The organism is Arthrobacter sp. M2012083 (assembly GCF_000281065.1).
In the GTDB taxonomy this organism is placed as follows: Bacteria; Actinomycetota; Actinomycetes; order Actinomycetales; family Micrococcaceae; genus Arthrobacter.
Map to the genome: position 1 here is coordinate 175,265 of NZ_AKKK01000011.1, position 17,518 is coordinate 192,782.

General features: G+C 62.9%; 16 protein-coding genes. 7 read left to right on the forward strand and 9 right to left on the reverse strand.

Going from position 1 to position 17,518, the window contains the following annotated elements; genetic code table 11:
* Nucleotides 1-22 precede the first annotated feature (22 nt).
* A complete protein-coding gene (locus tag A477_RS0107690; protein ID WP_017198436.1) occupies nucleotides 23-631 on the forward strand; it encodes a TetR/AcrR family transcriptional regulator in 609 nt (202 codons plus the stop codon).
* On the opposite strand, the gene A477_RS0107695 is transcribed toward A477_RS0107690, so the two are convergent.
* Nucleotides 628-1,542 (reverse strand): LysR substrate-binding domain-containing protein, encoded by a 915-nt coding sequence (locus A477_RS0107695; RefSeq protein ID WP_017198437.1) that lies wholly within the window; start codon nucleotides 1,540-1,542, stop codon nucleotides 628-630. The genes A477_RS0107690 and A477_RS0107695 overlap by 4 nt on opposite strands.
* A gap of 131 nt (nucleotides 1,543-1,673) precedes the next feature.
* Between A477_RS0107695 and A477_RS0107700 the strand changes: the two genes are divergently transcribed.
* The 4 genes from A477_RS0107700 to A477_RS0107715 are packed head-to-tail and all read left to right on the forward strand — an operon-like array spanning nucleotide 1,674 to nucleotide 5,382.
* Entirely contained in the window at nucleotides 1,674-2,105 is a 432-nt protein-coding gene (locus tag A477_RS0107700) for a RidA family protein (protein ID WP_017198438.1), read from the forward strand.
* Nucleotides 2,102-2,773 (forward strand): DUF1028 domain-containing protein, encoded by a 672-nt coding sequence (locus tag A477_RS0107705; RefSeq protein WP_017198439.1) that lies wholly within the window; start codon nucleotides 2,102-2,104, stop codon nucleotides 2,771-2,773. Before A477_RS0107700 ends, A477_RS0107705 begins: the two co-directional genes overlap by 4 nt.
* Entirely contained in the window at nucleotides 2,763-3,923 is a 1,161-nt protein-coding gene (locus A477_RS0107710; RefSeq protein WP_017198440.1) for a M20 family metallopeptidase, read from the forward strand. The genes A477_RS0107705 and A477_RS0107710 overlap by 11 nt, the downstream gene beginning before the upstream one ends.
* A 40-nt stretch (nucleotides 3,924-3,963) precedes the next feature.
* The gene (locus tag A477_RS0107715; protein WP_017198441.1) at nucleotides 3,964-5,382 is read left to right on the forward strand and encodes an aspartate ammonia-lyase; all 1,419 of its coding nucleotides are present in this window, start codon (nucleotides 3,964-3,966) and stop codon (nucleotides 5,380-5,382) included.
* Between the two features lie 61 nt (nucleotides 5,383-5,443).
* Here the strand turns inward: A477_RS0107715 and A477_RS0107720 are convergent, their stop codons facing one another.
* From A477_RS0107720 to A477_RS0107750, 7 genes are all read right to left on the reverse strand, one after another.
* Nucleotides 5,444-6,721 (reverse strand): flavin-containing monooxygenase, encoded by a 1,278-nt coding sequence (locus tag A477_RS0107720; protein ID WP_017198442.1) that lies wholly within the window; start codon nucleotides 6,719-6,721, stop codon nucleotides 5,444-5,446.
* Nucleotides 6,722-6,885: 164 nt separating this feature from the next.
* Complete coding sequence (locus A477_RS0107725; RefSeq protein ID WP_017198443.1) at nucleotides 6,886-9,711, reverse strand: FAD-binding and (Fe-S)-binding domain-containing protein; 2,826 nt, start codon at nucleotides 9,709-9,711, stop codon at nucleotides 6,886-6,888.
* Between the two features lie 59 nt (nucleotides 9,712-9,770).
* Nucleotides 9,771-10,691, reverse strand: a complete 921-nt coding sequence (locus A477_RS0107730; RefSeq protein ID WP_017198444.1) for an NADP-dependent oxidoreductase — start codon at nucleotides 10,689-10,691, stop codon at nucleotides 9,771-9,773.
* Nucleotides 10,692-10,752: 61 nt separating this feature from the next.
* The gene (locus A477_RS0107735) at nucleotides 10,753-10,986 is read right to left on the reverse strand and encodes a DUF6480 family protein (RefSeq protein WP_026005434.1); all 234 of its coding nucleotides are present in this window, start codon (nucleotides 10,984-10,986) and stop codon (nucleotides 10,753-10,755) included.
* Nucleotides 10,987-11,083: 97 nt separating this feature from the next.
* Nucleotides 11,084-11,965: an SMP-30/gluconolactonase/LRE family protein gene (locus A477_RS0107740; RefSeq protein ID WP_017198446.1), complete on the reverse strand. Its 882-nt coding sequence runs from the start codon at nucleotides 11,963-11,965 to the stop codon at nucleotides 11,084-11,086.
* 10 nt (nucleotides 11,966-11,975) lie between these two features.
* Nucleotides 11,976-13,433 (reverse strand): MFS transporter, encoded by a 1,458-nt coding sequence (locus tag A477_RS0107745; RefSeq protein WP_017198447.1) that lies wholly within the window; start codon nucleotides 13,431-13,433, stop codon nucleotides 11,976-11,978.
* A gap of 132 nt (nucleotides 13,434-13,565) precedes the next feature.
* Nucleotides 13,566-14,279, reverse strand: coding sequence for a TetR/AcrR family transcriptional regulator C-terminal domain-containing protein (locus A477_RS0107750; RefSeq protein ID WP_017198448.1), 714 nt, complete (start codon nucleotides 14,277-14,279; stop codon nucleotides 13,566-13,568).
* A gap of 121 nt (nucleotides 14,280-14,400) precedes the next feature.
* On the opposite strand from A477_RS0107750, the gene A477_RS0107755 reads away from it, so the two are divergent.
* Entirely contained in the window at nucleotides 14,401-15,144 is a 744-nt protein-coding gene (locus tag A477_RS0107755) for a DUF2306 domain-containing protein (protein ID WP_017198449.1), read from the forward strand.
* A 40-nt stretch (nucleotides 15,145-15,184) separates the two neighbouring features.
* Here the strand turns inward: A477_RS0107755 and A477_RS0107760 are convergent, their stop codons facing one another.
* Nucleotides 15,185-16,474 (reverse strand): adenylosuccinate synthase, encoded by a 1,290-nt coding sequence (locus A477_RS0107760; RefSeq protein ID WP_026005435.1) that lies wholly within the window; start codon nucleotides 16,472-16,474, stop codon nucleotides 15,185-15,187.
* A 378-nt stretch (nucleotides 16,475-16,852) separates the two neighbouring features.
* Here A477_RS0107760 and A477_RS0107765 point away from each other — a divergent pair, with 378 nt between their 5' ends.
* Nucleotides 16,853-17,485, forward strand: coding sequence for a hypothetical protein (locus A477_RS0107765; RefSeq protein ID WP_017198451.1), 633 nt, complete (start codon nucleotides 16,853-16,855; stop codon nucleotides 17,483-17,485).
* Nucleotides 17,486-17,518: the final 33 nt, after the last annotated feature.

Genomic DNA, 17,518 nt, shown 5'->3' on the forward strand with positions numbered 1-17,518 from the left:
CCCGCCCGAATGAAGGAGCAGCATGCCCCGCTTGGTTGATCACGAGGAACGTCGCCGTTCCATCATCGAGACCACTTGGCGGCTGATCGCGGAGCAGGGCATCGAGAACGCCAGCATGCGGGACATCGCCCGGGAATGCGGCTATGCGGCACCGGGCGTGCTGGCCCACTATTTCCCCAATAAGGACGCCCTGCTGCTGGCGTCCTACGAGTTGATCTGCGAGCGCACGAACGAACGCATCGCAGCTGGCACCGCCGGCCGCCGCGGGCTTCCGGCCCTTCGGAGGTTGTGCCTGGAAATCATCCCGGCAGACCCCCTCACCGTGGTGGAAGCCCGCGTCGCGGTTTCGTTCTGGCAGCGCGCGCAGACGGAGGAGGCACTCCGCTCCGTCGGCAGGGAGGCCCTGTTGCACTGGCGCGGGCTGGTGATGGGTTTCCTTGCCCAAGCAGAGCACGACGGCGAATGCGAACCTTTGACGGACCCGGACGCTGTTGCCGATGAGCTGCTGAACGTCATGATGGGCCTGCACGTGACCTCCATGCTGGATCCGGATGCCGTCACTGGTTCCCGGCAGCGGCACCTGGTGGAGCGTGCCCTTGCGCGGTTGGCTGCCCGGAAACAGCCGGCCTAGGTTCGGGCCGAGCGCGCAGCAACGATTTGGTGCCGCACCGCCTGTGCTACCGCCCGCACCCTAGCCGTAGGGCGGTGGGACCTGAGGTGCGCCAGGACTGTCTTCAATTCCGGCACATCGTCGCGGATTTCGACGGCGGCCAGCTGGCCGCCGTCGTAGGTCAACTGGTGCTGCGGCCGCTGGTGGAGGATGGAATAGCCGAGGCCCCTGGCTACGAAAGTGCGCACCGTTTCGTAGCTGGCCGAGCGGAACCTGACGTCGGGTTCCCGGCCACCGAGCCTGGCGATGGAAAGCATGAGGTCGCGGGTGTGCGGCAAGTCCAGCAGCACGAAGGGTTCACCGCTCAGGGCGGACAGCTGAATTGTCTTTGACCCGGCCAGCTTATGGTCTGGCGGAAGTGCCACATAGGGCCGCACGGTATCCACCACCGAACTGGCTATCGCGTCAGGCAGGTCCAGGTCGTAGCACAGCGCCAAATCCGCCTGCCCACTGAGCAATGCGGCGATGCAGCCCGCAGTATCGGTTTCGATGACTTCCGCTTCAAGGGCGGGGTGGTCTTCCCGCAGTTTCGTCAGGACACCGGGCAGCAGGAAAGGCGCCAGCGTGCTGAAGCAGGCAACACGGATCCGCCCGGAGACGCTTTGGTGTTCTCCACGCGCGTGGTCAATGCTTTCCTCAACCTGGGCAAGGATGGCTTGGGCGTCCCTGACGAACAGCTCGCCGGCTGGCGTGAGCACCAGGCCTTTTGAGCGTTGGCGAATGAAGAACTGCGTCCCAACGTGCCGCTCCAGCTGGGCGATGGCGGCCGAGACTGCTGATTGGGCAACGTTGAGGCGAACGGCTGCCCCTGTCATGGACAGCTGGGCTGCCGCTTCCACGAAGTAGCGCAACTGCGTGAGTGTCACATCCATGAGATGAGGGTACTGCATTCATCGGAAAAGTCGATGCAATCGTTCTAAAAGAACTGTTGGACAGATTTAGAGACCCGAAGGAAGCTGAAGAAGACGAGCACCCGTCCAAGAACTGAAAGGCAAGCCGCGACATGAAGCACCAGCGTATCCGTACGTTCAACACGAAAGAGACCTATCCGGAGCAGAACCTGGACAACGATCTTTGCCAGGCAGTTGTGGCCAATGGCGTGGTTTACCTCCGGGGCCAAATTGGACAGGACCTTGAGACGCGCGAGTCTGTGGGCATTGGGGACGTCGAAGCCCAAACGGAGAAGGCCATGGCCAACATCGACATGTTGCTCAAGGAGGCGGGCAGCAGCCTTGAAGACATCGTCAAAGTCACCGTCTACCTTGTTGATCCGCGCTACCGGGAGACTGTGTACCGCACCATGGGCCGTTGGCTCAAAGGCGTCTTCCCGGTTTCCACTGGAATTGTTGTCCAAGCTCTTGCGCGCCCGGAATGGCTTGTGGAAATTGATGCCACTGCCGTGATCTCCACGGCTGCCCCGGAGGGACGCGCATGACGTTCAGTATTGCCGCCACGGACAGCCACGGAAGGTTTGGCATAGCGGTGTCTTCGTCCTCACCCGCTGTTGCTGCCCGCTGCGCGCACTTGCGCGACGGAATTGGCGCCGTCAGCTCCCAGAACATCACCGATCCTCGTCTGGGAACAGCATTGCTCGACCGCCTGCAAGCCGGCTATTCCGCACAAGAGGCGATTGCCGCCGTCGTACAGGAATCACCTGCAGTGGAGTATCGCCAGCTTGTGGTCCTGGACGCAAGAGGCGGATCCGCGGTGTTCAGTGGTGAAAATACCCTTGGCGTGTTTGGCGAGGGCCGGGGTGCCAACAGTGTGGCTGCCGGCAACATGCTCGCCCATCCGAGTGTTGCCCAGGCCCTCTGCGACGCCTTTGAAGCCACCGCCGGAGAACTTGAAGTGCGCCTTATGGCTGCCCTTCGAGCCGCTGTTGCGTCCGGCGGCGAAGCCGGACCCGTGCGATCGGCCGGACTTTCGGTGGTATCCGGGCACGGCTGGAGGGACACGGACCTGCGCGTGGACTGGCATGACCACCCGATAGCCGAACTCGAGCAACTCCTGGACGTGTGGCTTCCTCAGCGGCAGGACTACGTAGTCCGCGGCCTTGATCCCGCCGCTTCGGTCAGTTACGGAGTGGCCGGCGATGAGCGCTGAAGCGGCAACCACCATCACTGCCCCGGCAGTTCAGCGCCAGCGCGTGTTGGATTCCGTTGCCGCGCAACGGCCCCATCTGATCCATCTCTCCGAAACCCTGCACGCCAACCCCGAACTTGGCTGGCAAGAGCATCGTGCCGCCGGCTGGACCGCAGAGTACCTGTCCGGTCACGGCTTCAAGGTGGAACGAGAGTATCTGGGCTTTCCCACCGCCATCCGGGCCGTCTTCGGAACGGGCTCACGTCGCGTTGGGCTCATGGCCGAGTACGACGCCCTTCCGGGCCTCGGCCACGCATGCGGCCACAACATCATCACGGCCATCTCGTGCGGGGCCGCCGTGGCCTTGGCGCAGTTCGCAGCCGAACATGACCTGACCGTGGAACTGTATGGAACCCCTGCCGAAGAAGGCGGTGGCGGAAAGATCGAGCTCCTCAAAAAAGGCGCCTTCCAAGGCTTGGACCTGGCCATGATGGCACATCCCAGCCCCGTGGATTCCGCAGAAGCCCGCCCTTACGCCGTAGCCCACAACCATGTGGAATACAGGGGTAAATCAGCCCATGCCGCTGCGTATCCGGATCAGGGCGTCAACGCCAACGACGCCTTCATTGTTGCCCAGGTGGCCTTGGGCCTCCTTCGCCAACAACTTCCTTCCGGTACCCGGGTCCACGGAATCCAGACGCGCGGGGGCGAAGCGCCCAACGCCATTCCGGAAAAGACCGAGGGCCGTTGGTACGTCCGTGCAGAATCACTTGCGCTGTTGGGCGAGCTGGAAGAGCGCGTACAACGGTGCTTCGAAGCGGGGGCATTGGCATCCGGCTGCAAGCTGTCCGTGACCCCGGAATCGGAGCCCTACTCGGAGTTCCGCACGGACGATCGGGCACTGGAGCTGTACGTGAAGCATGCGGAGTCACTCGGCCGGGACTTCAACGCCCCACCGGAGCAAGCCACCATGAACCGGGCTTCCACGGACATGGGGAATGTTTCCCAAGTGGTTCCGGCCATCCACCCCTATATAGGACTTGGCTGCTTCCCGGCGGCCAACCACCAACCCGAGTTCGCCGCGCATTGCGTTGGCGACGCCGCCAACCTTGCCATTCACGACGGCGCAGCCGCCTTGGCGCTCACGGCGCTGGACTACCTGGCACCGTAGCCAGGGAGCTGGTGTTGGGAACATTTCCAGGAACAGGACCATGACACAACAAATATCTTCTCCCTGCCCGGGAGTACGACGAGAGCACGACAGCCTCGGGGACGCGGACGTTCCCGAGGCTTCGTACTGGGGCATCAGCACGCACCGCGCCGTAGGCAACTTCCCCGTCAGCGGACGAACCATCGGCACCCTGCGTTCCCTCATTTGGAGCCTGGGCGCAGTGAAATACTCAGCAGCACGGGCAAACGAGAGCCTTGGCCTCCTTCATCCGGACAAATCCGCCGCAATCCAAAACGCTTCCTTGGAAGTCATGGATGGCCTTTTGGATGACCAGTTCGTGGTGGACACCATCCAAGGCGGTGCGGGGACCAGCACCAACATGAACGCCAACGAGGTGATCGCCAACCGTGCGCTGGAGCTGATGGGACGCCGCAAGGGAGACTACTCCGCGCTGCACCCCATTGATGATGTGAACCGCAGCCAGTCCACCAATGACGTCTATCCGACGGCCATCAAGATTGCACTGCAGCGGGAAATAACGGAATTCTGCGCCGAGCACTCCAGGCTCATCCAGGCATTTGACGCCAAAGCCGCGGAGTTCGCCGGCATTATCAAAGTGGGCCGTACCCAGCTGCAGGACGCGGTGCCCATGTCCATGGGACAGGAGTTCGGGGCATTCGCAGACACCCTCCGGGAGGATGGCCACCGGCTCCTTGAACTCCTTCCCCACTTGCGGGAATCCAACCTTGGAGCCACTGCCATCGGGACCGGCATCACGGCTTCCGCCGGCTACCGGGAGGCCGTGATCGGCGAGCTCAGTTCCATCACAGGCCTGCAGCTCACCTCAGCTACAAACCTTGTGGAGGCAACCAGCGATACAGGCGTCTTCATGCTCGTGTCCGGCGTCTTGAAAAGGGCGGCGGTGAAGCTGTCCAAGATCTGCAACGACCTCCGTCTACTCTCCTCTGGTCCGCAGGCGGGGTTTGGCGAGATCCTCCTGCCCGCAGTGCAGGCCGGGTCCTCCATCATGCCCGGGAAGGTCAACCCGGTCATCCCGGAAATGGTCAACCAGGTGGCCTTCCGGGTGATCGGCGCGGATGCCACCGTGACCATGGCCGTGGAGGCAGGGCAGCTCCAACTCAATGCCTTCGAACCGGTCATTGCTGACGCTTTGCTTGAGTCGCTTGCCTGGCTGACAGTGGCCTGCCGCCAGCTCCGGACGCACTGCGTGGACGGCATCACGGCGAATACGCAGATGCTGCAGCAACGGATGGTGGAGTCCATCAGCGTGGTCACCGGATTGGCGCCCTTGATCGGATACGCCGCCGCTGCAGAACTGGCCAAGGAGGCCCTCGCAACCCATCGAGGCATTGCCGAATTGGTGATTGAGCGCGGACTGCTTGACCCGCAGAAAATGGAGGCGGCGCTGTCGGCCAGGTCGCTGGCCGGCCTCGCCTGAATCCAAACACAAAAGGGGGACCACGCCTGCTCGGCGTGGTCCCCCTTTTGCGGTTCTGGTGTCAGACGGCTCCGCTCGCCACCAGGGCATCCTGCTCGTTGTGGATCAAGTAGCTCCGCTGGATGGTGATCTGATCGGCCACGTACTTGGCGTCGTGCCAGACGCCCCAGATGAAGCTGGATCCGCGGCGTGACTGCCAGGGCAGGCCCAGGAAGTACACGCCAGGCTCGGTGGAGACACCGCGTTGCTGCAGGGGCTTTCCCTTCTCATCGAAAGCGTCCACTTGAAGCCAGCTGTAGTCCACTGCGAAGCCTGTTGCCCACACGATGGAGGCGACTCCAGCCCCGGAGAGGTCCAGCTTATGGATGGGGTTGGCGAGGCTCTCCGGGTCCGGCCTGAGGAAACGGGCTTCAGGTTCCTCAGGCAGATCCAAACCATTGCGTTCCACGTAGGCGTCGGCTTCGTCGAGCAACTCCAAGTAGTGGGCATCGCCGTTCGCAATGTTGGTACGGAGGTCGTCCGCGAAGCGCATGGTGCCGTCCTGGAACTCCATGGTCCGTCCCACGAGTTTGATCCCGTTCTCGGCGAGCGCGCGGAAATCGACCGTGTGTCCGCCTCCTGCCCCGCTGACCGCGATGGTCACGTGTTCTGCGCCCAGAGCTGGGGTTGAGGCGTCCCACTTGCCAAGGACCCCCAGCCACCAGCAGAAGTCCCGTCCCCGGTAGTTCCGCGGAGGCCGGTCATGTGGGCCAACCGAGAGGAATACCTGGCGGCCTGAACGCTGGATTTCCGCGGCAATCTGCACGCCCGAGGAACCAGCTCCGACCACCAGCACGGCGCCCGGGGGCAGTTGGCCGGGGTTGCGGTACGAGCTTGAGTGCATCTGCATGAGTCCGGCGGTTTCGGGAACGACGGCGGGAATCACCGGACGCTGGAACGGCCCGGTTGCGGCTACGACGTAGCGTGCGTTGAACTCGCCATCGGATGTTTGCACGTGGAAGCCAGGCGCGCCGGCGTTCCTGCGCACCGACTTTACTTCCACGCCGCAGTGAACTGGCGCACCGATCTTGTCGGCGTACGCCACGAAGTAGTCTGCTACCTGCTCCTTGGACGGGAACGAGCCGGGCTCGATGTCGGTAAATTCCAGGCCCGGGAAACGATCGTGCCAGGCAGGCCCATTGGCAACCAGGGAATCCCATCTCATGGAACGCCACCGCTCAGCAATGCGGTGGCGTTCCAAAACGATGTGGGGAATTCCCCGATCGCTCAGATGCTCGCTCATCGCTATCCCGGCCTGGCCTGCCCCTACGACGAGGACCTCAACCTCTTGGCTTGACATGTGATCTCCTATGTGGCGAAAGGTCACAGCGCGCATGGGACGCTGCAGCCCTTTTCTGTGACGGTTAATTCATTTTCACGTGCCCAAAGTGCATCTGCATAGCGAATAAAACAGCACAATCGCATCGGAAATTATGATGATCCGTCGGAGGCCGACATCTCCACCTAGCGGGAAAGCTCCTCCAGCAACTCCACCACGTGCCGGTACTGGGAGCCCGTGGCGCGCGTCATGCCAAGCTCGCAGGTTCGGTTGCAGGAGGCGTGGGCAGCAGCGTTCATGTCCGCCACATCCATTGCTTGGCGCGCGGTTGCCGACGCCGTCAGTTCCGGATGCAACATGCCCCTGTCGCCGGCAAACGCACAACAACCCCAGTTTTCGGGAATGTCCACACGATCCGCCACCGCCCCGGCCACCACGCTGAGCGCATCATTCAGGCCCATCCGTGTTGAGGAACACGTGGGATGCAGCGCCAAAGAAGCAAGCTTTTCGTACTCGGGCAGGCGAGGCAGGATCCGTTCGGCTGCGAAGTCCACGGCGTCCACGATGCGCAAGGGAAGCTGGCCCTCCGCCGGGACTTCGGATTCCACCGCATGGCGCAAGCCTTCCGTGCAGGACGACGCATCGCAGACGATGGGTAGCTCGCCGTCACGGGTTGCCTGGCGAAGCGCTGCCACGGTTTTCGCTCTCATGGTTTCCTGGCCGTCAGCCATCCCCTTGGAGGACCACGGCGTTCCACAACACAGGCCGTCAATTCCTTGCGGCACCAGGAGGGTGAGGCCTACCCGGGCGGAAAGCTGCTCGAAGCTGTACTGCACCCCCTTGCCTGGCGATTCAGGAGACACATCTGCCGGCCCGAACATCGTGTTCACGCAGGCAGGAAAGTACACCGCATCCACGTGCCCTGCAGGGATCGGGCGTTTTCGCGCTGAGCCTCCGCCCGGCAGTTCAGGAGAGTAGAGGGGTACGGTATCTGCCCCAAAAATAGCCCGCGCTGCCTCGTTGGGCGGTTTGACGACGGCTGACGGGAGCTTGTCCACCACTGTCAGCGCAAGAGCCGCTCCTCGGGTGACCCCTTCCCAGTGTTTGGAGGCGGCGTTCCACGCACCGTTGGTGAGTTTGCCGGCGTCGTTCTTTCTCAAGCGCTTCACCAGCGAACCTGTGTTGATGTCCACCGGGCAGGCCGTCTGGCACATGCCGTCCACGGCGCAGGTGTCCACGGACTCGTACCCGTAGTCCCGCTCGAGCTCTTTCACCAAAGCCATGTCCCCGGCCAATCGCGCAGATTCAATGGCGCGCAGCGTGACAATCCTCTGGCGCGGCGTGAGGGTGATGTCCTTGCTGGGACAAACCGGCTCGCAATAGCCGCAGGAAACACATCGGTCCACTTCATCCGCTACTGGCGGTACCGTCTTGATATGCCGAAGGTGGGCCGTCGGGTCCTCATTCATCACCACACCCGGGTTGAGTATCCCCGCGGGGTCGAAGAGGTGCTTGATGGTGCGCATGACGTCGTAAAGCTCGTCGCCGTACTGCCGGTGAACGAAAGGAGCCATGACCCGCCCCGTGCCATGCTCCGCCTTCAGCGATCCTCCTTCAGCCAGCACCAGATCCACCATGTCCTCGGTGAACGCGCTGTAACGGTGAAGTTCGGAGGCGGAAGCAAAACCGTCAGTCAGCATGAAGTGCACGTTGCCATCCTTGGCATGGCCGAAGATCACGCTGTTGCTGTAGCCGTACTTATCAAACAGCCCTATCAGGACGCGGCAGGTGCGGCCAAGCACGGACACCGGCACCACAATGTCCTCCAACAGTGCCGTGGTGCCTTGGGGACGCGCCCCTGCCACGGTGGCATAGAGTCCCTTTCGCAGCTGCCACAACTGACCACGCCCCCTGGGGTCGACGGTAAACCGGGCAGGAGCTGACAGGCCAAGGCCCTTCAGGATGTCCGCCCCTCCGGCCTGAAGCTCTTCCAGTTGGCCCATGCTGCCCGCGGAGTACTCCACCAGAAGGGCGGCATGGTCCCGGACCGCTATGTCATGCACGACGGCGGGCGTTCCCTTGAGTGTCTGGCCCACCTTGAGTGACAAGGCATCCATGAGTTCGATGGTCGCGGCTCCCGTTTCCACCAGCGCGGGCAGTGCAGCGTTTGCTGCCTCAAGATCCGGGAAGACCAACAGGCCTGCTGCGGCGTGCTGTAGCCGCGGAATGGTGCGGAAGATCGCCTCGGCCACGAATCCCAGGGTGCCTTCACTGCCAATGATCAGGTGCGTCAGGATGTCTACCGGGTTCCGGAAGTCCAGCAGGGAGTTCAACCCGTAGCCCATGGTGTTCTTCATGGAAAACTGCTGCCGGATCCTCTGCACGGAGTCCGGGTTGTTCCGGACCCGCTCGGAGAGCAAGGCCAGTCCCTGGTACAGATCCGGCTCAACGGTGCGGAGCTTTTCCCCGGCATCGGGCGCCCCGGTGTCTATGACCGTCCCGGAAGGCAGCACTACGGTCAGCGACTCCAAGGTGCGGTACGTGTTGTCCACGGTGCCGCAGTTCATGCCGGAGGAATTGTTGGCTACAACCCCGCCGATGGTGCACGCCGCTTCGCTGGCCGGATCCGGCCCAAACTTCCGTCCGTAGCGCGCGAGCCTCGCATTCAGTGCCCGAACGGTGACGCCAGGCTGGACGCGGACCCGCGCGCCGTCGTCGAGCACTTCAATATCCCTGAAGTTCCGGCGAACGTCCACCAGAACGCCATCGGTGACGGCCTGCCCGCTCAGGCTGGTACCGCCGGAGCGGAATGTCAGCGGCACTCCCTGGGCTGCGCTGGCACGCAGCAACCCACCAACGTCGGCGGCACTCTTCGCCGTGACCACCGCCTGCGGAATCAACAGGAAATGCGAGGCATCGTGGGCGTTGGCGTGGAGATCAATCGCCCGGTTACTTACAGCGGCGGGATCCTGCACCGCAGCACGGAAGCCTGAGAGGTCAAGAAAAGCCACTGGGGCACCATCCAATCCAGTACGGGAGTGGATTGCATTATGTCAGCAGCTCAGCGGCCCTACGGGACGGTGACCACAATTTTCCCGCGCGTGTGCCCTTCCATATTGAGCCGGAAGGCATCAGCGGCCTCAGCCAAAGGCAATGCGGTAGCCACTTCCACCCGGATTTTGTGCTCGTCCACCAGGTCGGCGAGCTGCTGCAGCTCGGCCCCCACCGGATTGACCCACATCCAGGTGCCACCGTGGGATTCCACCTCGCTGTCGGCGATGGAGGCATGCCGCCCGTTCGCTGCCAGGACCTCCAGCGTTGCTTCAAGATTGCCGCCTACGAAGTCGGCCACAACGTCCACTCCTTCCGGACGCATCGCCTTAACCCGCTCAGCGAGCCCCTCGCCATAAGCAACGGGTTCGGCACCCAGAGACCGCAGGAAGTCATGGTTCTTCTCCGACGCCGTGGCGATGACCTTCGCGCCACGCGCCACGGCGATTTGAATACCAAGGGAGCCGACTCCGCCAGAACCGCCATGGATCAGCACCGTCTCGCCGGACGTGAGACCCAAGCGGTTGAGGACCTGGAAAGCAGTGAGTCCGGCCAAGGGAAGTCCCGCCGACTCGTTCCAGTCCAATGATTCCGGCTTGCGGGCGAGCAGCCGCTCCGGCAAGGCGATGTACTCGGCAAAACTGCCGCCGTGGACGTAGTCCTTGCGGCCATAGGAGATCACTTGGTCACCGGGCTTGAAATGGGGTGCATCAATACCCACTGCTTCCACAACGCCTGCAACATCCCAGCCCGGGATCGCCGGAAATTGGAGGTCCATGAACGAGTCCAAGTAGCCGGCCATGATTTTCCAGTCCACAGGATTAACCGACGCCGCCTTCACTTTGACCAGTACCATGCCCGGCCCCACTTTGGGCATTGGCCGCTCCGTCAGTTCCAGGACGTCCGGGTTTCCGTATTCGCTATAAGTAATTGCCTTCATATGAGCGCCAACTCCCGTTTAGGGCCGCGTATTCCAGACAGGCACGACGACGGCCTGCCGCCTAGTCGAAGAAGCCGACGATGTAGCCGATGAAGAACAGCAGGGTCAGCAGCACGCCAGCGCCGATGGCTGCCAGCCACAGGAACTGCGTGCCTTTCCTGGGGCCACCTTCGTCGTGGCCTTGGGGACCGACTGTTGATGATTCGCCGGGAGGCGTCTCTCCAGGGGGCACTCCCCCACCCGGCTCCAGGCCGGTGATCTTGTCCTCATACGGGTCGGGGTTGCTTCCGGACACATTCACTCCTCGATCGCAGTGCTGGTGCTCAGTCCCAGCGTAACGAATCGCCTTCCCCAGACCTACAGCAACCTTACTAATCGCCGTCAACGCGTACTTAGCTCTGTGGACGATCCCACGTCGCATCCCGTGTTGAGGTCCGGAGCCGGTACAAGGATGTTGTGGCTGTGAGGTAAAGATCTTGACCGTCGGCCCCTCCGAAGCAGAGATTGGAGACCTTTTCAGGGACTTCGACGGCGGCCAGCAGCGCACCGCTGGGGGCGTAGACGCGCACTGACGAGCCCGCCGACGTCCACACGCGACCCTCGATGTCCACACGGAAGCCGTCCGAGGCCGCATCGTCTTCGAGCTCAACGAATGTGCTGCCAGCGCCGCACGAGCCACCGTTGACCGGGTAGACAGCAATCCGGAACGGCACTCCCAAAGCCGGACCTGCCGTGTCAGCCACATACAGGAGCGACTCATCCGGGGAGAACGCCAGCCCGTTGGGGTGGACCAGATCCGTGACCATGGGAGTCAGCTCTTCCGTTTCCGGGTCGAAGCGGAAGACGTAGCAACCGCCGTACTCCTGCTCACCTTCGTGCCCTTCCACCGTCCCGGGAAGAATTCCATAGGGAGGATCGGTAAACCAGACTGTGCCATCCCCAGCCACGACGACATCGTTGGGCGAGTTGAGCCGATGCTCACCGAACGCTTCAACGATCGGCGTCACCACGCCGTCGTGGTCCCGCTCAATGCGCCTGCGGCCGTGGCTGCACTGCACCACGCTGCCGTCACGGTCCAGCGTCCGCCCGTTGGTGTATTCGACGCCGGCGGCGTACTCGCGCGTCGCGCCGGTAGAAGGCGAGAACTCAAGGATCCTGTTGTTGGGAATGTCGCTCCAACGAACGGTCTGCGACTGCGGAATCCAGAGAGGACCCTCCGCCCAGACGGTTCCTTCAAACAACTTTTCCAAGGTGCCGGTGATCAGTTCATCCATGCCTTCGAGACTAATCGTTCGCGGGCTCCGAGCTGGGCTTCGCGGCCGGTTCGGCGGTGTTGCCCTTCCCCTCAGCAGGCATCGCCAGCACCGCCACTACAGTAAGGACTGCGCTGACAAGCACAGCCACGAATACCGCAGTTGAGGCCGAAACGGTGGTTTTCGGATCGGGACCGCCGCTGGCGCCGTTGGCATAGATAGCGTTGGCAATGGCACCGAAAACGGCCACGCCAATGGAACTGCCGATGGAGCGGGCAAACAGGTTGGTACCCGTGACCACCCCGCGTTCGTTCCATTCGACGCTGGTTTGCGCGGCAATGAGGCTCGGCGTTGCCACCAGCCCGAGCCCGAGCCCAACGATGAAGCACGCCACCGCCACCAGGATGACGCTGGGCGATGAGGCCGTGACGGCAAGGACAGCCGTGCCGATGACCGTAATCACGATGCCGATGATGCCTGTGTTCCGAAATCCGATGCGGAGATACAACCGGCCGGCTTGAGACGCACTGATGGGCCAGCCAATGGTCAAGGCTGCCAAGGCGAGCCCGGCCAAAAGGGGTGAGGTTTTCAGGGACCCTTCCAGGAACGTTGGGACGTAGGAAGTAAGCCCAAGCATGACGGCACCAACGCCGAAAGAGATCATCGCCGTCGTCGCCAGCAGCCTGCGGGAGACAACCCAAGGTGGCAGGACCGGCTCAGCAGCCTTCCTTTCCACTAAGAGAAACGCTGCGAACAACAAGGCCCCGCCGGCAAAAACAGAGATGCTGATCGCGGAGTCCCAAGGCCATGCCTGGCCGCCCTGAAGCGCCCCCAGAATGAGCAGGCTCAACGAAACCGTCAGCAGCCCCGCCCCCAAATAGTCGATGCGGTGCCTGGTCCGCTCCACCTCCTCGTGGAAGGTCCGCAGGAGCATCCAACCCGCCAGAAGGCACAACGGGATGTTGATGAGGAAGATCCCGCGCCAGATTCCCAGCGATGCGAAAACGCCTCCCAACGTTGGTCCCACCACGGAGGAAACCGCCCACACGCTGGCCAGGTAACCCTGCACTTTGGCCCGCTCAGCCAGCGTGTAGATATCGCCGGCAATCGTGATCGCCACAGGTTGGACTGCCCCCGCACCGAGGCCTTGAAGGACCCGGAACGCGATGAGCGCCGGCATGCTCCAGGCCAGCCCGCAGAGAATCGAGCCAAGCAGGAACAGGCCAATCCCGCCCAAAATCATCGGCTTCCGGCCCACAACGTCCGAGAGTTTGGCATAGACGGGCACCGAGACCGCCTGCGCCAACAGGTACGCAGAAAAGAGCCAGGGGAACGAGGCAAAACCGCCAATGTCCTCCACAATTGACGGCACCGCCGTGGCAACAATGGTGGCATCGATCGCCACCAAGCCCGTCGCGAGCATCAGTGCAATCAGAATGGGTCCCCGCCGGGATCGGAACCCGACTCCTTCTTCAGCCACTGCGCTCATGTGCTCCCCTTCGCGTCGTCATCACCAGTTACGCTCCCCCTGGCGTAACCCGGCGGGATGGTGAATTAGTCCCGGATGGGAGAAGCGCTCTTTCGCATCGAGCACCGTTCCAACGTTTACGCGCCGCGGTAATCAACCGTGGGATGTCCAGTTCCGTTGGTGGAGTCGCTCGAATCCGTCAAGAAGCAGGTCCAGGGCAAACTCGAACTCGAACTGGTCGTCACAGCCATTCCCCACCACAGACTCTTCGTCATGCGCTGCCGCCACAGCGATTCGAAATAGATTGGGGTAGCTCTCCTCCATGTGCCGGGCCATCGCAGCCTGGGCTTCCGCCGTGATACGTGGCTGGTCCTTGGCGCCTTTCCCTGCCGAGTCGTCAAAGACCTCTTGGGTGAACCCCCACATCCGACTACCCAGGGCATGCATCACGTGGTGCGTCAGGTCCTCGGAGAATCCGCCCGCCAGGAACATGCCCACGAAGGAGTCCATGTATTCGAGGACCGCCGGCGTGGTGTTGGTGCGGGTTTCGATGACAGGGCGGGCCCAAGGATGTCGAAGGAGCGCCACCCTGGCCGAAAGCACCCGTAGACGGACCATGGTCTTCCACGGGGCATCGGGCACAGGTGGGTCGATCTCGCCGACGATGGTGTCCACCATGCCGTCCAGGAGTTCTTCCTTATTGGCGACGTGCTTGTAGAGCGCCATCGGAACTACGCCGAGTTCTTGGGCAAGCCGGCGCATACTCAGTGATTCGAGACCTACTTCGTCAGCGAGCGTGACGGCAGCTTGCAGCACTCGGTCGCGGTTCAAGGGCACGCGCCGCGCGGCCTCCGCCAGCTGGGTCATGTGTTCGTCCCTCCCCCTTCTCAGCCAAGGTCCGGGCATGGCCTTGACAGGTATACAGCGTACACCTAGTGTTTCGATTATAAAGGTGTACGCCGTACACCAAGAGCCTCGAGGCGGAGCCATGCGATCGAAAACCACCACATCTTTCCGGAGTCGCCGCATGGGGTGGGCCGTGCCTGCGGCGCTGATTGCCCTCAGCCTCATTCCTGTCGTTGCCGGCGCGGCGCGTCTTAGTCAGCTGACTGGTGGCGCAGCCGTCACTCCGGAGAATGCCAGGTTCTTCGCCTCGCCCATCCCGGTGATAGCACACATCGTCACAGTCACGGTGTACAGCCTGCTGGGGGCTTTTCAGTTCGTCCCTGCCCTGAGGCGGGTCACCGGACTTCGCCGAGGCAGGCGGTCCTGGCATGAAATATCCGGGCGTATCTTAATTCCTGCGGGGCTGCTCGCCGGCCTGTCCGGCCTGTGGATGTCCCTGTTCTACGCTCTGCCGGAAACTGACGGTGAGGCACTGCTGGTTCTTCGGATGATCTTTGGTACTGCCATGGTTTTGGGCATCATCCTCGGAGTCCTGGCGATCCGCCGACGGGACTTCGCTGCGCACGGGGCCTGGATGACGCGCGCCTACGCCATCGCACTGGGAGCTGGGACGCAAGCCCTGGTGCTGCTGCCGTGGATCCTGATGGTGGGCCCCACCGACGAGACCACGCGTGCAGTCCTGATGGGGGCGTCCTGGGTCATCAACCTGGTGGTGGCCGAGTACGCCATTCGACGGCGCCATGCTGCGTCCGGTCGCAGACCCCGCCCGGCGGGTCGCGTGCTCACCCCTGAGACGACGACGGCGGGACACCGGTCGGTTCCGTGAGGAACCAAGGTGACCCGCCGTCGTCGTGATTGAGTAAGACTTAGTCGTTGATCAGGTCGTGAACAACAATCGTCTGGTCGCGGTCCGGGCCGACGCCGATTGCCGAGAAGCGCGTGCCGGAGAGCTTTTCCAGGGCCAGCACGTAGTTGCGGGCGTTCTCCGGGAGGTCTTCAAGCGTGCGGGCGCCGGTGATGTCCTCGGTCCAGCCGTCAAAGTACTCGAAGACGGGCACTGCGTGGTGGAACTCCGTCTGCGTCATGGGCATTTCGTCGTGGCGAACACCGTCGACATCGTAGGCAACGCAGACGGGGATCTGCTCGATGCCCGTGAGGACGTCCAGCTTGGTGACGAAGTAGTCCGTGAAGCCGTTCACGCGGGCAGCGTGGCGGGCCAGGACGGCGTCGTACCAACCGCAACGGCGGGGACGGCCGGTGTTCACGCCGAACTCGCCGCCGGTCTTCTGCAGGTAAACGCCCATGTCGTCGAACAGTTCCGTGGGGAACGGTCCTGCGCCAACACGGGTGGTGTACGCCTTGATGATGCCGATGGAGCGTGAGATGCGGGTGGGACCAATGCCGGAGCCGACCGAAGCGCCGCCTGCCGTGGGGTTGGACGAGGTGACGAACGGGTAGGTGCCGTGATCGACGTCCAGGAACGTTGCCTGGCCACCTTCCATGAGCACAACCTTGCCCTCGTCCAGGGCGTTGTTGAGGACCAGCGTGCTGTCGATGACCAGCGGACGCAGGCGCTCAGCGAAGGCGAGGAAGTACTCCACGATCTCGTCCACCACGATGTCACGGCGGTTGTAGACCTTGACCAGGAGTTCATTCTTCTGGCGCAGCGAGCCTTCCACCTTTTGGCGGAGGATGGACTCGTCGAAGACATCCTGGACCCGGATGCCCAGGCGGGCCACCTTGTCCATGTAGGCGGGGCCGATGCCACGGCCGGTGGTACCGATGGCCCGGCTGCCAAGGAAGCGCTCGGTCACCTTGTCCAGTACCTGGTGGTACGGAGCAACCAAGTGGGCGTTGGCCGAAACGCGCAGGCGGGACGTGTCCGCACCGCGGGCTTCGAGGCCGTCGATTTCCTGGAAGAGGGCCTCGAGGTTCACCACGCAGCCGTTGCCAATAATAGGTATTGCGTTGGGGCTCAGGATGCCCGCGGGAAGGAGCTTCAGCTCATACTTCTCACCGCCAACAACCACGGTATGCCCGGCGTTGTTACCGCCGTTGGGCTTGACCACGTAGTCAACGCGGCCACCGAGCAGATCGGTTGCTTTGCCTTTGCCTTCGTCGCCCCACTGGGCTCCGACGATCACGATAGCGGGCATGGGATCCTCCCCCATTCTTTCGGGCCCGGACCCAGCCGGATGACCAGGACGAGACGCCGTACATGAGAATGCCCCGACATAGCTGGTGCAACCTGCCACAAGGCACGGCATACGCAAGAGTTTCGGGGCTCTTACCAGCCAAGTTTAGCCGATGACAGCGGTTTCTCTGGTGTTTGGCCGGTGTTGGGGCAAAGAGGCCCGCCACGTTCCGGGGCAACACGCCGTGTCGCATTCGGGGGCGCGCCGAAGCGGCACCCGTTCACCCCCATAGTCCGGTAAGGTTAGTTAGCCCCCAACAGCACCCTTTGAGGTTTGGCTGCGGCATGCCCGCGGCACCTTGGAACGGTGCGCTGTAACACCTAGGAGACCTAACCCCTGATGCAAGAACTGGCGACTGAATCACCTGAAGAAATCCTCTGGAACCGCCGCTACGAACCGCACATCGCCGAGGTCAACGAGCTGTGCGACTCCATCAAGGAGCAGAAGCCGGGCAGCGAGGTCCTTTACATCGACCCCGCCCACAGCATGGATGACTGCCGCATCGTCAGCCTTTTCTCCAATCAGCGCACCACCACCGGCGAGGGTTTCATCACCCCGGGTGACGAGGAAGCCAACACCCGCATGCTCGGCATGCAGTGGCAGCTGGGCCTGCGTCCCGAGCTCATGATGCCGTGGAACGCGTACCCGTGGATCGAGCCCAACGAGGAACCGGGCAAACTCACGCCAGCCAACATCACCGAGGGCCTCAAGCCGCTCCTGCGCCTCCTGCAGCTGCTGCCGCGCACGTCCGCCCTGGTGGCACACGGCAACGAGGCACACCGCCTGGCCGATCAGCTCATGAAGGCGGCACCGGCCAGCATCGCCCGCCGCGGATTCAAGACCTTCAAGGTCCGCTCACTGGGTGGCCGTTCCTTCGCCGGCACCCCGGCCCGCCAGCAGGAATACCTGGACGCCATCCACGGCGCCTACGCCGAGGCAATGGCTCGCACGGGCATTCCGCGCAAGGCCTAGTTACCAACGCAATCACGACGGCGGGCCCCCCCC

Excerpts from the sequence above, each read along its gene's own strand:
- A477_RS0107690 (WP_017198436.1), top strand. The coding sequence starts at position 23 with ATGCCCCGCTTGGTTGATCACGAGGAACGTCGCCGTTCCATCATCGAG.
- A477_RS0107695 (WP_017198437.1), bottom strand. The coding sequence starts at position 1,542 with ATGGATGTGACACTCACGCAGTTGCGCTACTTCGTGGAAGCGGCAGCC.
- A477_RS0107700 (WP_017198438.1), top strand. The coding sequence starts at position 1,674 with ATGAAGCACCAGCGTATCCGTACGTTCAACACGAAAGAGACCTATCCG.
- A477_RS0107705 (WP_017198439.1), top strand. The coding sequence starts at position 2,102 with ATGACGTTCAGTATTGCCGCCACGGACAGCCACGGAAGGTTTGGCATA.
- A477_RS0107710 (WP_017198440.1), top strand. The coding sequence starts at position 2,763 with ATGAGCGCTGAAGCGGCAACCACCATCACTGCCCCGGCAGTTCAGCGC.
- A477_RS0107715 (WP_017198441.1), top strand. The coding sequence starts at position 3,964 with ATGACACAACAAATATCTTCTCCCTGCCCGGGAGTACGACGAGAGCAC.
- A477_RS0107720 (WP_017198442.1), bottom strand. The coding sequence starts at position 6,721 with ATGTCAAGCCAAGAGGTTGAGGTCCTCGTCGTAGGGGCAGGCCAGGCC.
- A477_RS0107730 (WP_017198444.1), bottom strand. The coding sequence starts at position 10,691 with ATGAAGGCAATTACTTATAGCGAATACGGAAACCCGGACGTCCTGGAA.
- A477_RS0107740 (WP_017198446.1), bottom strand. The coding sequence starts at position 11,965 with ATGGATGAACTGATCACCGGCACCTTGGAAAAGTTGTTTGAAGGAACC.
- A477_RS0107745 (WP_017198447.1), bottom strand. The coding sequence starts at position 13,433 with ATGAGCGCAGTGGCTGAAGAAGGAGTCGGGTTCCGATCCCGGCGGGGA.
- A477_RS0107750 (WP_017198448.1), bottom strand. The coding sequence starts at position 14,279 with ATGACCCAGCTGGCGGAGGCCGCGCGGCGCGTGCCCTTGAACCGCGAC.
- A477_RS0107755 (WP_017198449.1), top strand. The coding sequence starts at position 14,401 with ATGCGATCGAAAACCACCACATCTTTCCGGAGTCGCCGCATGGGGTGG.
- A477_RS0107760 (WP_026005435.1), bottom strand. The coding sequence starts at position 16,474 with ATGCCCGCTATCGTGATCGTCGGAGCCCAGTGGGGCGACGAAGGCAAA.
- A477_RS0107765 (WP_017198451.1), top strand. The coding sequence starts at position 16,853 with ATGCAAGAACTGGCGACTGAATCACCTGAAGAAATCCTCTGGAACCGC.